This window comes from Pseudolactococcus plantarum (assembly GCF_002441715.1).
Lineage (GTDB): Bacteria > Bacillota > Bacilli > Lactobacillales > Streptococcaceae > Pseudolactococcus > Pseudolactococcus plantarum.
On sequence record NZ_JXJX01000001.1, the window covers coordinates 199,604 to 214,459 of the forward strand.

General features: G+C 37.4%; 15 protein-coding genes. All 15 read left to right on the forward strand.

What is annotated here, in order from left to right; all coding sequences use genetic code 11:
• Positions 1 to 1,311, forward strand: a complete 1,311-nt coding sequence (secY, locus tag RU87_RS01070) for a preprotein translocase subunit SecY (protein WP_068159473.1) — start codon at positions 1 to 3, stop codon at positions 1,309 to 1,311.
• 180 nt (positions 1,312 to 1,491) lie between these two features.
• Positions 1,492 to 2,139, forward strand: a complete 648-nt coding sequence (locus tag RU87_RS01075) for an adenylate kinase (RefSeq protein WP_068159471.1) — start codon at positions 1,492 to 1,494, stop codon at positions 2,137 to 2,139.
• Positions 2,140 to 2,274: 135 nt separating this feature from the next.
• On the forward strand, positions 2,275 to 2,493 hold the full coding sequence (gene infA, locus RU87_RS01080) for a translation initiation factor IF-1 (protein ID WP_003138071.1): 219 nt from the start codon (positions 2,275 to 2,277) through the stop codon (positions 2,491 to 2,493).
• Positions 2,494 to 2,522: 29 nt separating this feature from the next.
• A complete protein-coding gene (gene rpmJ / locus RU87_RS01085; RefSeq protein ID WP_082782100.1) occupies positions 2,523 to 2,639 on the forward strand; it encodes a 50S ribosomal protein L36 in 117 nt (38 codons plus the stop codon).
• A 16-nt stretch (positions 2,640 to 2,655) separates the two neighbouring features.
• Positions 2,656 to 3,021, forward strand: a complete 366-nt coding sequence (gene rpsM, locus RU87_RS01090; RefSeq protein ID WP_068159468.1) for a 30S ribosomal protein S13 — start codon at positions 2,656 to 2,658, stop codon at positions 3,019 to 3,021.
• 15 nt (positions 3,022 to 3,036) lie between these two features.
• Positions 3,037 to 3,420, forward strand: coding sequence for a 30S ribosomal protein S11 (gene rpsK / locus RU87_RS01095; RefSeq protein ID WP_003138068.1), 384 nt, complete (start codon positions 3,037 to 3,039; stop codon positions 3,418 to 3,420).
• A 53-nt stretch (positions 3,421 to 3,473) separates the two neighbouring features.
• Entirely contained in the window at positions 3,474 to 4,409 is a 936-nt protein-coding gene (locus RU87_RS01100; RefSeq protein WP_068159464.1) for a DNA-directed RNA polymerase subunit alpha, read from the forward strand.
• A gap of 23 nt (positions 4,410 to 4,432) precedes the next feature.
• On the forward strand, positions 4,433 to 4,813 hold the full coding sequence (rplQ, locus tag RU87_RS01105; protein ID WP_068159461.1) for a 50S ribosomal protein L17: 381 nt from the start codon (positions 4,433 to 4,435) through the stop codon (positions 4,811 to 4,813).
• A 475-nt stretch (positions 4,814 to 5,288) separates the two neighbouring features.
• Entirely contained in the window at positions 5,289 to 6,680 is a 1,392-nt protein-coding gene (locus RU87_RS01110; protein ID WP_244173063.1) for a glutamate-cysteine ligase family protein, read from the forward strand.
• Positions 6,664 to 7,824 (forward strand): bifunctional glutamate--cysteine ligase GshA/glutathione synthetase GshB, encoded by a 1,161-nt coding sequence (gene gshAB / locus RU87_RS01115; RefSeq protein ID WP_068159458.1) that lies wholly within the window; start codon positions 6,664 to 6,666, stop codon positions 7,822 to 7,824. The genes RU87_RS01110 and gshAB overlap by 17 nt, the downstream gene beginning before the upstream one ends.
• A 196-nt stretch (positions 7,825 to 8,020) precedes the next feature.
• Positions 8,021 to 9,733: a dihydroxy-acid dehydratase gene (gene ilvD / locus RU87_RS01120; protein WP_068159455.1), complete on the forward strand. Its 1,713-nt coding sequence runs from the start codon at positions 8,021 to 8,023 to the stop codon at positions 9,731 to 9,733.
• A 225-nt stretch (positions 9,734 to 9,958) separates the two neighbouring features.
• The gene (locus RU87_RS01125; RefSeq protein ID WP_068159452.1) at positions 9,959 to 11,662 is read left to right on the forward strand and encodes an acetolactate synthase large subunit; all 1,704 of its coding nucleotides are present in this window, start codon (positions 9,959 to 9,961) and stop codon (positions 11,660 to 11,662) included.
• Positions 11,655 to 12,131, forward strand: a complete 477-nt coding sequence (ilvN, locus tag RU87_RS01130) for an acetolactate synthase small subunit (RefSeq protein WP_068159451.1) — start codon at positions 11,655 to 11,657, stop codon at positions 12,129 to 12,131. Before RU87_RS01125 ends, ilvN begins: the two co-directional genes overlap by 8 nt.
• A 174-nt stretch (positions 12,132 to 12,305) precedes the next feature.
• Entirely contained in the window at positions 12,306 to 13,328 is a 1,023-nt protein-coding gene (gene ilvC, locus RU87_RS01135; protein WP_068159449.1) for a ketol-acid reductoisomerase, read from the forward strand.
• A gap of 108 nt (positions 13,329 to 13,436) precedes the next feature.
• Entirely contained in the window at positions 13,437 to 14,687 is a 1,251-nt protein-coding gene (ilvA, locus tag RU87_RS01140; protein WP_068159446.1) for a threonine ammonia-lyase IlvA, read from the forward strand.
• Positions 14,688 to 14,856: the final 169 nt, after the last annotated feature.

Below are 14,856 nucleotides of genomic sequence, written 5' to 3' on the forward strand. Positions count from 1 at the left end.
ATGTTTTTTAAACTCTTAGTTCAGGCATTCAAGGTAAAAGAGGTTCGCGCCCGTATCTTGTTTACCCTCGCTATGCTATTCGTTTTTCGACTTGGTGCGCATATTACAGTACCTGGGATTAACGTTAATAACTTAAATGCGTTGAGTGATTTACCGTTTCTATCGATGTTAAATATGGTATCTGGGAATGCGATGCAAAGTTTTTCTGTGTTTGCTATGGGTGTTTCACCATATATCACAGCATCAATCATTGTGCAGCTTTTACAAATGGATATCTTACCTAAATTTGTGGAGTGGAGCAAGCAAGGTGAGATTGGTCGACGTAAACTCAACCAAGTCACTCGCTACATTTCTCTTGTTTTAGCAATGCTACAATCTGTAGGTATCACTGCCGGTTTCCAAGCAATGAGTGCACAGAAAATTGTTGAAAATCCAACTTGGCAAACTTATTTATTCATCGGTGCGATCTTAACAACGGGTTCAATGATTGTTGTGTGGCTTGGTGAACAAATTACAGAAAAAGGGTTTGGTCAAGGTGTATCAGTGATTATCTTTGCAGGTATTATTGCAGGTATTCCAAGTGCGATTAGTCAAGTCTATCAAGATAAGTTTGTAAATATTCGTCCTGATCAATTAACAGGGTCAATCATATTTGTAATCGTGCTCTTAGTAGCTATGGCAATCATCATTTTTGTCACAACTTTCATTCAGCAAGCAGAACGTAAAATACCCATTCAATATACAAAACTAGTGCAAGGTGCACCAACGAGTTCTTACTTACCTTTACGGGTCAATCCTGCTGGTGTTATACCAGTTATCTTTGCAAGTTCAATCTCGACTGCACCACAAACAATTTTACGACTTTTCCAACATTCAGGTAAGAATATTGGGTGGGTTACGACTTTGCAAAACAAACTAGACTATAATACTTGGACTGGTATGATATTTTATGCTGTGCTTATAGGTTTGTTCACATTTTTCTATGCATTCGTGCAAGTTAATCCGGAAAAAATGGCAGAAAACCTACAAAAACAAGGATCTTATATTCCTTCTGTTCGGCCTGGTAAAGGGACAGAAAAATACATTTCACGTTTATTAATTCGTTTATCAACAGTTGGTGCACTCTTTTTAGGTGCGATCTCTATTATCCCAATCGTTGCAACAAATCTATATGGTCTTCCTAAAATGGTAGCACTTGGTGGTACTAGTTTACTTATCTTGATCTCTACAGCGATTCAAGGAGCTAAGCAATTAGAAGGTTATATGCTCAAACGTAAATACAAAGGATTTATGGATGAACCAGTTCAGTAATTACTGACTGTTTGATCTATTGATTACTTTGAAATAATACATGTCAATTTGACATGTATTTTTTTGATATGTTTAGCAAATGCGTCAGTATATTTAGATTTATGCAGACTTAACATTGTCAAAAAGCATGGAAAACGATAGAATAGAGAAGTAGAGAAAAATCAATTAAATGGAGATATAATGAATTTATTAATTATGGGATTACCTGGAGCAGGTAAAGGCACTCAAGCAGAAATGATCGTTGACACTTATGGTGTACAACATATTTCAACTGGGGATATGTTCCGTGCAGCTATGAAGAATGAAACTGAGATGGGTAAATTAGCTAAATCTTTTATTGATAAAGGTGAACTAGTTCCAGATGAAGTAACAAATGGTATTGTTAAAGAAAGATTAGGACAAGATGATATCAAGCAATCTGGATTTTTATTGGATGGTTTCCCACGGACGATTGAACAAGCTGTTGCATTAGACAAAATGCTTGTTGATTTAGGCATCACTTTAGACGCTGTGATTGATATTAAAGTGAATCCAGACATTTTAGTAGATCGTTTATCTGGTCGATTTATTTGTAGAACTTGTGGCGCAACTTATCATAAACTATTTAATCCAACGACAGTTGCAGGAACTTGTGATAAATGTGGCGGACATGATTTCTATCAACGTGAGGATGATAAGCCTGAAACAGTTAAAAATCGCTTAGATATCAACATCAAACAAGGTGCACCTATTTTAGAACACTATGCACAAAAAGGCTTAGTTAAAGAAGTAGATGGACAACAAGATATTGATTTAGTTTCAAAAGCAATCAAAGAAATTCTAGGATAATCGAAAATTTATCATATCTATTTAATATATTTATGGAATTAACTTGTAAAAGTCGGGCTGGTATGATATAATATTCTAGTCCGACTTTTAGATATTTATCAAAAATGGACAAATTTAAAGAGGAGGTAAGTTGACGTGGCAAAAGATGACGTAATCGAAATTGAAGGCAAAGTGATTGACACTATGCCTAATGCGATGTTCACAGTTGAGCTTGAAAATGGACACAAAATATTGGCGACTATTTCAGGTAAAATGCGAAAGAATTATATCCGTATCTTGACTGGTGACCGTGTTACTGTTGAGATGTCGCCTTATGATTTGACTCGTGGACGTATTACATACCGCTTTAAGTAGTCCAAACATTTTTATAGGAGGTACATACAATGAAAGTAAGACCATCGGTAAAACCAATGTGCGAATACTGTAAAGTAATTCGTCGTAATGGTCGTGTTATGGTAATTTGTCCTGCCAATCCAAAACACAAACAACGTCAGGGATAGAAAGGAAACATAAAGAATGGCTCGTATTGCTGGAGTTGATATTCCAAACGATAAACAAGTAGTAATTTCACTAACTTACGTTTACGGAATCGGTCTCAAAACTGCACAAAATATTCTTGCTGCCGCTGGGGTTGCTGAAGATATCCGTGTTAAAGACCTTACAACTGATCAAGAAGATGCTATCCGTCGTGAAGTTGATGGACTTAAAGTCGAAGGTGACCTTCGTCGTGAAGTAAACTTAAACATCAAACGTCTCATGGAAATCGGAAGCTATCGTGGTGTACGTCACCGTCGCGGATTGCCTACTCGTGGTCAAAACACGAAGAACAACGCACGCACACGTAAAGGACCTGCTAAATCTATCGCAGGTAAGAAAAAATAAGAAAGGAGATTAACATTGGCTAAACCTACTCGTAAACGTCGTGTCAAGAAAAATATTGAATCAGGTGTTGTTCATATTCACGCAACTTTCAATAACACAATCGTAATGATCACAGACGTTCATGGTAACGCGCTTGCTTGGTCATCAGCTGGTGCCCTTGGGTTCAAAGGGTCTAAAAAATCGACTCCTTTCGCTGCTCAAATGGCATCTGAAGCTGCTGCTAAGTCTGCTCAAGAACATGGTTTGAAAACTGTTGCTGTTACTGTAAAAGGTCCTGGACCAGGTCGTGAATCTGCGATTCGTGCACTTGCAGCTGCAGGATTGAATGTTACTGCAATCAGTGATGTAACACCTGTACCACATAACGGTGCTCGTCCTCCAAAACGTCGTCGTGTATAATTTCTAGAGTGCTTGTTGCTACTCTAAACACTTTGCACTGAAAGGATATACGCATGATTGAGTTTGAAAAACCAAAAATTACAAAATTTGATGAAGAAAATGTTTATGGCAAGTTTGTTGTAGAACCGCTTGAACGTGGCTATGGTACAACACTTGGGAATTCTTTACGTCGTATTCTTCTATCGTCACTACCTGGTGCTGCTGTTACGAGTATCCAAATTGATGGTGTACTCCATGAGTTCACAACAATTCCAGGCGTACATGAAGATGTGATACAAGTAATCCTTGCTATTAAAGGACTCGCAATCAAATCATATGTTGAAACAGAGAAAATTATTGAACTTGATGTAACAGGACCTGCAGTAGTTACCGCAGGAGATATCCTTACTGATAGCGATATTGAGATTGTTAATAAAGACCATTACCTCTTCACACTTGCGGAAGGACACTCAGTGAACGCTCGCATGACAGTGAATTCAGGACGTGGTTATGTGCTTGCTGAAGATAATAAACAATCTGATGCACCAATCGGCACAATCGCTGTAGATTCATCTTATACACCTGTTAACAAGGTGAATTATCAAGTTGAACCAGCTCGTGTTGGTGAAAAAGATAACTTTGACAAATTGTCTCTAGAAATCTTTACTAACGGCACAATATCTGCAGAAGATGCTTTGTCTCTTTCTGCAAAAATCTTGACTGATCACCTAAGTCTTTTTGTTAACTTATCTGAAGTAGCGCAAGTTGCTGACACATTAGTTGATAAAGATGAAGTGAAACCAGAGCGTGCTTTGGATAAAGTCATTGAAGAGCTAGATCTTTCTGTTCGTTCTTATAACTGCTTGAAACGTGCTGGTATTAATACTGTTGCTGATCTTGCTGATATGAGTGAACCAGAGATGCTCAAAGTTAAAAACTTAGGTCGTAAATCATTGGTTGAAGTTAAAGATAAACTTGACAGCCTTGGCTTATCACTTAAAAAAGACTAATTAAAATCTAATAGGAGGAAATCATGGGTTACCGTAAACTTGGACGTACATCTGATCAACGTAAAGCGATGCTTCGCGATTTAACGACTGATTTGATTATCAATGAGCACATCGTAACAACTGAAGCGCGCGCTAAAGAAGTTCGTAAAACAGTTGAAAAAATGATCACGCTCGGAAAACGTGGCGATCTTCATGCACGTCGTCAAGCAGCTGCTTATGTACGTAATGAAATCGCTGAAAAAGATTTCAATGAAGAAACTGAAACTTTCCCAACTGCACTTCAAAAATTATTTGGCGATATCGCTAAACGTTATGAAGGTCGTAATGGTGGATATACACGTATTTTGAAAACTGAACCACGTCGTGGCGATGCTGCAGCGATGGCAATTATTGAACTTGTTTAATAATTAATTCAGTCATAATAATAAAGCAGTAAGGGGCATAGGTCATAAAACTTTAGAGCATTACGTTCATAAAACGTCTATGACTTATGACCCGATAGTCTTCATCAATTTTTGTGGAGTGTTATGATGGTGGTGCTTGCACTTAGTCTAGCTCTTACTGTCTAGTATCAAAACTAGGCCGCTTGTCCAAAGGACAAGTGGTTTTTATTTTGTTCAAAATTTAAATTGTGAATATAATCAATCAGTCATCCTCTCTTGATTAATATGCTACAGTTTGCGGTTTTAAAAGTGATACTACAGTAAAAATTGTTCGTGATAAGATATTTAAAATATGAAATAGATGATAATATGATAAAATAATAGTACGAAATGAATAGTAGATAGACTATTGTTCATTTTTTATTTTAAGTGATGATATAACTGGTTGCTTAACTGCGTCTAATAAGATGTGATGTAAAAAAGTTAGTAGTTGAAAATGAGAAGGCGGAGGATCAGGCAGGTGGAATTATCACGAGAGTTATTACGTGAACGGTATTTTTCAAAATTGAAAGCAACAGATGAGCTTTTTGTTGGGATTGAGTTAGAGTTCCCTATTGTTAATTTATCAGCAAAGGCAGTCGTTTTTTCTGTTGTATTTGAGTTGTTTGCTCATATCGTTGACCAATTACCATTTTCTATTGAAAAAACAGATGCTTTTGAGCGTCCTATACAACTGGTATCAGATGAAAATGAAGATCGAATTCTTTTTGAAGTTGGGTATAATACACTAGAGTTCGCTTTTGATAAAGCAAAAACAATTCAAGAAGTTGACGATAAATTTAAACAGTATCTATCAGTTATTCAACCGTTCTTGAAAAACCACAACCATTTATTAACAGGGTTTGGTGTTAATCCATTTTGGCATAAGAATGATAACAGACCAGTCGCTAGTCAACGTTATGAGATGTTGATGGCTTATCTGAAGTTGGGAAGAGATACAGGTGTGATCCAAGAAGAGCGTTATCAGTTTGGCGCTTTTATTCAAGGTAGCCAAGTGCAGTTAGATGTGACACCTGATACACTCATGCCAACCCTTAATGATTTTAATGCGATAGAGCCTGCTAAAGCATGGCTATTTGCCAATTCTTACCTTTGGCATACGCATTTGGAAACCTTGATATCACGTGATATCTTTTGGGAAGAATCGATGCATGGTGTTTTTGATGAAAATGTAGGGGTATTTACTGAATATTTTGAAGATCAAGAACAGTTTCTGGATTACTTAGAGAAAACAGCATTGTTTTCTAGTACAAGTGATGATGATATACACTATTTTAATCCGATTCAGGCTGATGACTATTTTAATCATGATGAAATTTCAGGATTTAATTTATCAGGTGAAAGCAATATTTTAACACCTAGTCCCTATGATTTTAACGAACACAGAAGTTATCAGTATCAAAGTTTAACTACGAGAGGAACAGTAGAATTCCGTAGTAGCTGTGCACAACCAATCGCTGATACCTTTACTGTTGCAGCTTTTCATCTTGGTTTAATGGTCGAACTACCAGCGTTTACTGAACTTGTCAAAAGTCATCCATTTTATGAGGATTATGGTCGTGATTATAAGCAACTACGCCGGCGTTTTGCTGCGCAACACTTATCAGATGACGAAGTCAATGATGTTGCGATGTTCGCTAAAGATTTATTAGATTTAGCTACATCAGGACTAAAAAAACGTGGATTTGGTGAGGCAGTGTACTTATCAGCACTTTATCAGCGTATCGCCTTAAAACAAAATCCAGCCCTTGTCGGTTTGAAGTTATTTGAAAGTGGTAAAACGTTATCAGAAATATCGGAGATTTTTGCAAATGAAAAGGACTTTTAAAGTATCAACACAATTACCAGATAATGCTTACTGGTGTTTTGATGAGGAAAGTGTTACAGTAACCTACCAATCAGAGAGAGAATTGACGGCAATATTGGCAGTTTTATCGCGCCTTGATGTACAAAGTGACGCTATTGTTGCACCAAGCAATGACTTCCAATTACCTGGATATGAAACACTTGAATTATCAACGCAAAATATGATCGCAGATGCGATTAAATATGGTATCAATTATCAAGTGTTAGATGAAAATGAACAAATCATCAAATTGACTTATGGCACACACGTAGAGTACATCAAAGAAGGTAATATCACTCGGTTAGATAGTGCATTATCCCATGCACTTATGGAAAATAAGATTGTTACTAAAGAAATTTTGAGATCAGCTGATATTAAAGTACCGTTTGGCTATGAATTTTATCGGATTGAGGATGCAATTGCTTATTTTGACCAGTTACCATCAGCATTTGTTGTGAAGCCAAAATCAACTAATTACGGTATTGGCATCACAATTTTTAAACAAACTGCTACACAAGCAGATTATGAGCAAGCTGTTCACATTGCGTTTGAAAATGATGATGCAATTATTGTAGAAACTTATGCACATGGGACAGAATACCGTTTTTATGTACAAGATAATGCAGTGTTAGCTGTTCTAGAACGATTTCCCGCTAATGTGATTGGCGATGGTATCCATAATATTGCACAACTCGTTGAAACTAAAAACTCAGATATAAGACGTGGTGAACACCATCGGACACCACTTGAAAAAATTATCATAGGGGAAGTGGAGAGATTAACACTTAGTTTACAAGGTGTTGATGAATTATCGATACCAAAGCAAGGCCAACGTATTTTATTACGAGAAAATTCAAATATATCAACTGGTGGAGATTCAATTGATCGAACTGATCAAGTTTCTTCACACTTTAAAGATATTGCTGTTCGTGTAGCCAAGGCATTAGACGTTACAATCACAGGTGTAGATATCATTATTGAGGACTTCACGACAGAGAGTGATTATTTTGTCATCGAAGCGAATCAAAACCCGATGATGCAGATGCATCTTTTTCCAGCTGTGGGACAATCTCGTCGCGTGACAGAAAGTTTAATTACGCTTTTGTTTCCTGAAAGTTTAGCATAGTATTAAAAATGGGGATACGTGTTCGTATTCCTATTTTTTAGTTGACGAAATTTTCTGATAATTCCTTGACGAAAGATTTTAAAGTGTTAAAATAGGGGTAATAGATTTGCTTGAGACACTAGTTGTTTAGAAAAAATATCCTGTATTTTTCAAGCATGTTTAAAATAAATTGTATTTCGTGATAAGAAAGGTTTTTATGAAATTTACGTATAATGGTCAAACAACCGAAGTTGAGCTTAATAAATACTCAAAAACGTTGACACAAGATCCAACACAACCAGCGACTCAAGCTATGTTTTATGGTATCGGGTTTAAAGATGAAGATTTTGATAAAGCACAGGTCGGTATTGTGTCTATGGACTGGGATGGCAATCCATGTAATATGCATTTGAATCAACTTGGTCAAAAAGTTAAGGCGTCTGTTGATGCCACACAAGACCTTTTAGGACTACAATTTCATACGATAGGCGTCTCTGATGGCATTGCTAATGGTACAGATGGAATGCGTTACTCTCTTGTGTCTCGTGAGGTTATCGCAGACTCTATCGAGACAAACGCTGGTGGAGAATATTATGACGGTATCGTAGGTATTCCAGGATGTGATAAAAATATGCCAGGAACAATCATTGGGATGGCAAGACTTGATAGACCATCTATTATGGTTTATGGTGGGACAATTGCACACGGTGAATACAATGGTGAATCACTAAATATTGTCTCAGCTTTTGAAGCATTAGGTGAAAAATTAACAGGTAATATCTCAGATGAAGATTATCATGGTGTGATTTCTAATGCTATTCCTGGTCAAGGGGCTTGTGGTGGTATGTACACGGCTAACACGATGGCAGCAGCAATCGAAACATTAGGGATGAGTTTACCATTTTCATCTACTAACCCTGCTAAATCTGATGAAAAACAACGTGAAGCAGCATCTGTCGGCGAATATATGAAGACCTTACTTGCGCGTGATATCAAACCAAGTGATATTATGACTCGTGAAGCCTTTGAAGATGCGATTACGGTAGTAATGGTACTTGGTGGATCAACCAATGCTGTCTTACACTTGATTGCGATGGCGAGAACAGTTGGGATCGAGTTAACACAAGACGATTTCCAAGAGATTTCGGATAGAACACCAGTTATTGGTGATTTCAAACCTTCAGGGAAATATATGCAAGAAGATTTCCATCGTATCGGTGGCTTACCTGCGCTACTTAAATTCCTCCTTAAAGAAGGTCGTATACACGGGGAACGCTTGACTGTAACAGGTAAGACCTTAGCAGAGAATGTTGAAAATGCCGTGACACTTGATTTTGATAAGCAAGATGTCATTAGACCATTTGATAATCCAGTCAAAGCGACAGGACATTTACAAATTCTTTATGGTAATTTGGCGTCTGGTGGATCTGTAGCCAAAATTTCTGGTAAAGAGGGTGAGCAGTTCACTGGTACAGCACGCGTATTTAACGGAGAACAACACTTTATTGAAGGCATCGAAACAGGGCGTTTACATGCCGGGGACGTAGCAGTTATTAAAAATATTGGACCTGTAGGTGCACCTGGTATGCCTGAAATGTTGAAACCAACTTCTGCTTTAATTGGTGCAGGATTAGGGAAATCAGTTGCTTTGATTACAGATGGTAGATTCTCTGGTGGGACTCATGGATTTGTTGTGGGCCACATCGTTCCTGAAGCGGTCAAAGGTGGTGTGATTGGTCTTGTAGAAGATGATGACATCATTGAGATTGATGCAATCAATAATACGATTAACCTTAAAGTATCTGATGAAGAACTTGCTAAACGTCGTGCTGCTTATCAACTACCAGAACCAAAGGCAACACGTGGAGTCCTTGCAAAATTTGCTAAACTAACTGATGATGCAGCCCATGGTTGTGTAACAGATTTTTAAATAGCTAATCGTTTGTCAAAAAAGCCCGATACGAGTCGAGCTTTTTTTCTTAAAAGACATCAGATTTGTGAATACAAAGTACAGTAATTGCTAAAGTTTTCATGAGTTAATTATAATAGACTTGGTTGAAAAAGTAGTGTAAACGTGATAAAATCTAAATATAATTTGCAATTCGTAATTTTCAGAATTTTTTTAGGTATGAAAATTATTTAAAGGAGAACTCAATTGAAACAGATAAAATTAGAAAAACCAAGAAGTGGTTCTAAACTTGTATTAGATACACTTAAAAACTTGGGAGTAGATACAATATTTGGTTATCCTGGGGGAGCTGTTTTACCACTTTATGATGCATTATATGATTTTGATGGCATCAAACATGTACTAGCACGTCATGAACAAGGTGCAACGCATGAAGCTGAAGGGTATGCAAAGTCATCTGGGAAAATAGGTGTTGCGCTTGTAACGTCAGGTCCTGGTGCGACAAATGCAGTGACAGGTATTGCTGATGCCAATGCCGATTCAGTACCGATGCTTGTGTTTACCGGTCAAGTCGCGACAAAAGGGATTGGTAAGGATGCGTTCCAAGAAGCTGATATTATCGGTATTACCATGCCAATCACTAAATACAATTATCAAATTAGACGGACTGAAGATATCCCAAGAATTATTACAGAGGCCATACATATTGCAACATCTGGCCGTCCAGGTCCTGTTGTGATTGATTTACCAAAAGATATTGCAGCGCAAGAAGTGTCGTATATTAATGATACGACGCTAGACTTACCGTCGTACCAACCAACTATAGAACCTAATAGCTTACAGCTCAAAAAAATAGTGGCACTCTTAGAAAAGAAAAAAAGACCGTTATTATTAGTAGGTGGTGGTGTCAACTATGCCGATGCACACGACGAATTAGTAGCATTTGCAGAACGGTTACAAATTCCTGTAGTGTCTAGTTTACTTGGGTTAGGCGCGATGCCGGTTGAGCATCCTTTGTTTTTGGGGATGGGTGGTATGCATGGCTCATACGCGGCCAATATGGCGTTAGCTGAAACAGATTATTTGATCAATATCGGTAGTCGTTTTGATGATAGGCTCGCTTCAAAACCAACTATGTTTTTGAAAAATGCAACGGTTGCACACATTGATATCGACCCAGCGGAGATTGGTAAAATCGTTAAAACGCACTTGCCGGTAGTTGGAGATGCAAAACGTGCATTAGAGATTTTATTAACTGTTGAAACACCACAGACAACTTACGACAAATGGGTTGCACAAGTACAGGATAATGCTAAAAGAGCACCTTATAGTTTTGAGCCTGAACAAGGGGTTAATAAACCACAAGAAGTCATTAAATTAATTGGTGAGATAACAAATGGTGATGCAATCATTGTGACAGACGTTGGTCAACATCAAATGTGGGCAGCCCAATGGTATCCATATAAACATAGCCGTCAACTGGTTACAAGTGGTGGTTTGGGGACAATGGGATTTGGTATTCCAGCGGCTATTGGTGCAAAACTAGCTAATCCAGATAAAGAAGTGATTGTCTTTGTAGGAGATGGTGGTTTTCAGATGACTAACCAAGAGTTGGCGATTTTGAATGGCTATGGTGTTGCAATCAAAGTCGTGCTGTTTAATAACCATTCACTTGGTATGGTACGACAATGGCAAGAAAGTTTTTATGAAGAGCGTCGGAGTGAATCAGTTTTTGATTTAGAACCAGATTTTCAATTATTAGCACAAGCTTATGGCTTGAAATATGATAAATTCTTAGATCCCACTACAATAGCAGAAGACCTAAAAGTCATTACAGAACCTGTTGGGATGGTTTTAGAAGTTGGTATTTCTCAAAAAGAACAGGTTTATCCTATGGTACCTGCGGGCTGGCACAACGATGAGATGTTGGGGGTGAAATTTAATGCGTAGAATGTTAACAGCAAAACTAAATAATTCGACAGGTGTTTTAAATCGTTTTACGGGTGTTTTATCCAGAAGACAAGTTAATATCGAAAGTATATCAGTTGGTCACGCAGAGGCACCACATATTTCTAGAATTACGGTAATGATTGATGTCGACAATATGGATGAAGTTGAGCAAATTATCAAGCAGTTAAATCGACAAGTAGATGTGTTAAGAGTTAGAGACATTACAGATGTCCCACACGTTGAACGAGAGGTCTTGTTAGTCAAAGTATCAGCACCTGCAGCGATACGTGCAGAACTGTTCGCTATGATTCAGCCGTTTAGAGCTAGCGTAGTGGATGTGGCGCCGAAAACAGTAACAATCCAACTTACGGGTGGATATGATAAAATCGAAGCCTTGTTGAGAGTCGTTAAACCTTACGGTATCAAAAATATCGCAAGAACAGGTGTCACTGATTTCACGAGGGATTAAGTATTGGCTTAATAAGATTACCCAGTTTATTCTTGACAAATTATCTGAAAAGTCGTAAAATTATAGTATATTACAAAAAATTAGTCGTGATAGATTTGCTACCAATATTAGAGTATAGAGATAGCACGTTATAACTAGATGTAATTACATTTAAAAATAGGAGAATATGAAACAATGGCAGTTACAATGTATTATGAAAATGATGTAAAAACACCAGCACTTGCTGGCAAACAAATCGCAGTAATCGGTTATGGATCACAAGGGCATGCGCATGCACAAAATCTACGTGATTCAGGTGAAAACGTTATTATCGGTGTCCGTCCTGGTAAATCTTTTGATGCTGCTAAAGAAGATGGATTTGATGTTTATCCAGTAGCAGAAGCAGTTGAAAAATCAGATATCATCATGATTTTAGCACCAGATGAAATTCAAGCAGATTTGTATGCATCAGAAATTGCACCGAATCTTAAAGATGGCGCTGCAATTGGTTTTGGTCATGGTTTCAACATCCATTTTGGTTATATCAAAGCACCTGAAACAGTTGATGTTTTCATGCTTGCTCCTAAAGGACCAGGACATCTAGTTCGTCGTACTTACACTGAAGGATTTGGTGTACCAGCACTTTTTGCTGTTTACCAAGATGCAAGTGGTAATGCGCGTGATATCGCTATGGACTGGGGTCGTGCGGCTGGTTCAGCACGCGTTGGTATGCTTGAAACAACTTTCAAAGAAGAAACTGAAGAAGACTTATTTGGTGAACAAGCAGTCCTTTGTGGTGGTGTTACTGCCTTGATCGAAGCTGGTTTTGAAACATTAACAGAAGCTGGTTATGCGACAGAACTTGCATATTTTGAAGTCTTACATGAGATGAAACTAATCGTTGACCTCTTATATGAGGGTGGTTTCAAAAAAATGCGTCAATCTATCTCAAACACTGCTGAGTATGGAGATTACATCGCAGGACCACAAATTATTACTGCTGAAGTCAAAGCTAACATGAAAAAAGTTTTAACTGACATCCAAACTGGTCAGTTTGCAAAAGACTTTGTAGAAGATTATAAAGCTGGAAATCCTAAAATGAAAGCTTTCCGTGCAGCAGCAGCAGATCTTGAAATTGAAAAAGTAGGTGCTGAATTACGTAAAGCAATGCCATTTACTCAATCTAACGATGATGCAGCTTTTAAAATTTACAACTAATCATTAAAAATAAGAGTCATTTATTTTTAGTGGATTGAAGGGAATTAGAAAGTTGAGCTTAGCTCGACTTTCTTTTCGGTTTTTCAAAATATTAAGGACTACAACGATATGGTAAGTTATAAAGATGTATTAAAGGCAAATGAGGTATTAAAAGGTGTGGCTATCAAAACACCAATGTTACGAGATAGCTATTTATCAGATAAGTATAAGGCTAATATATACCTCAAACAAGAAAATCTCCAAAGTGTAAGATCGTTTAAACTTCGCGGTGCATATTACGCGATTCATAATTTACCAGAAGATCAAATACATGATGGTGTTGTTTGTGCTAGTGCGGGTAATCATGCACAAGGTGTCGCATATACTTGTAATGATTTGAAAATCCCAGCAACGATTTTCATGCCGACTACAACACCTCAACAAAAAATCACTCAAGTCAAGTTTTTTGGTGGAGATTATGCGGAGATTGCGCTAGTAGGTGATACTTTTGATGAATCCGCAGCAGCAGCGAGAGCTTTTGCGCTGCAAGAAAACAAGACTTTTATAGATCCATTTGATAACCCAGATGTGATTGCAGGACAGGGGACTGTAGCTGTAGAAATTTTGGAAGCTGCAAAAGAAGCACATATCGAAATAGACAAAATCATCGCGGCAGTTGGTGGCGGTGGATTGGTTTCGGGTGTCTCTTTATATGCCAAGCACAGTAGCCCAAAAACAGAAATTATTGGTGTTGAAGCATCAGGTGCTAGATCAATGCAAGCTGCATTTGATAATCAAGGACCAATAAAACTAACTACTATCGATAAATTTGCAGATGGCATTGCTGTACAAAAGGTCGGCGACTTAACTTATCAAATTGCTAAAGATCATGTGGATAACTTAATTAATGTTGATGAGGGCTTAATTTCAGGTACAATCCTTGATTTATATTCAAAACAAGGGATGGTAGTTGAGCCTGCTGGTGCAGCTAGTGTGGCTGCATTGGATATTATTGCAGATGATATTGTAGGACAAACTGTAGTTTGTATTATTTCTGGGGGTAATAATGATATTAATCGTATGCCAGAAATAGAAGAAAAGAGTTTGGTCTATGAAGGCCTTAAACACTACTTTGTTATCAATTTTCCGCAGAGACCGGGTGCTTTACGAGAATTTGTAAATGATATTTTAGGACCAAATGATGATATTACACGTTTTGAGTATATTAAGCGTGCAAATAGAGGGAGTGGGCCAGTCTTAATTGGTATCTTGTTGGCAGATAAGGATGATCAAGGCGTATTGATTGAAAGAATCGCAGATTTTGACAATAAATTTATAGATCTGAAAGGTCAAACTAGCCTATATAATTTACTGATTTGAGAATCTATTTAAAAACATAGTGTACTGACTTGAGTCAAGACACTATGTTTTTTTATCAGAAATACGATAATATTAGGGTTCGATTTGTCTATCAGCGATGAGATTTATGACATAATTTACAAAAATAAGACATAAATATTAAAAAAGTTAAAAAAGTGGTTGACATGGT

Coding starts and splice junctions, on each gene's coding strand:
- secY (WP_068159473.1), top strand. CDS start 1: ATGTTTTTTAAACTCTTAGTTCAGGCATTCAAGGTAAAAGAGGTTCGC.
- RU87_RS01075 (WP_068159471.1), top strand. CDS start 1,492: ATGAATTTATTAATTATGGGATTACCTGGAGCAGGTAAAGGCACTCAA.
- rpmJ (WP_082782100.1), top strand. CDS start 2,523: ATGAAAGTAAGACCATCGGTAAAACCAATGTGCGAATACTGTAAAGTA.
- rpsM (WP_068159468.1), top strand. CDS start 2,656: ATGGCTCGTATTGCTGGAGTTGATATTCCAAACGATAAACAAGTAGTA.
- RU87_RS01100 (WP_068159464.1), top strand. CDS start 3,474: ATGATTGAGTTTGAAAAACCAAAAATTACAAAATTTGATGAAGAAAAT.
- rplQ (WP_068159461.1), top strand. CDS start 4,433: ATGGGTTACCGTAAACTTGGACGTACATCTGATCAACGTAAAGCGATG.
- RU87_RS01110 (WP_244173063.1), top strand. CDS start 5,289: ATGAGAAGGCGGAGGATCAGGCAGGTGGAATTATCACGAGAGTTATTA.
- gshAB (WP_068159458.1), top strand. CDS start 6,664: ATGAAAAGGACTTTTAAAGTATCAACACAATTACCAGATAATGCTTAC.
- ilvD (WP_068159455.1), top strand. CDS start 8,021: ATGAAATTTACGTATAATGGTCAAACAACCGAAGTTGAGCTTAATAAA.
- ilvN (WP_068159451.1), top strand. CDS start 11,655: ATGCGTAGAATGTTAACAGCAAAACTAAATAATTCGACAGGTGTTTTA.
- ilvC (WP_068159449.1), top strand. CDS start 12,306: ATGGCAGTTACAATGTATTATGAAAATGATGTAAAAACACCAGCACTT.
- ilvA (WP_068159446.1), top strand. CDS start 13,437: ATGGTAAGTTATAAAGATGTATTAAAGGCAAATGAGGTATTAAAAGGT.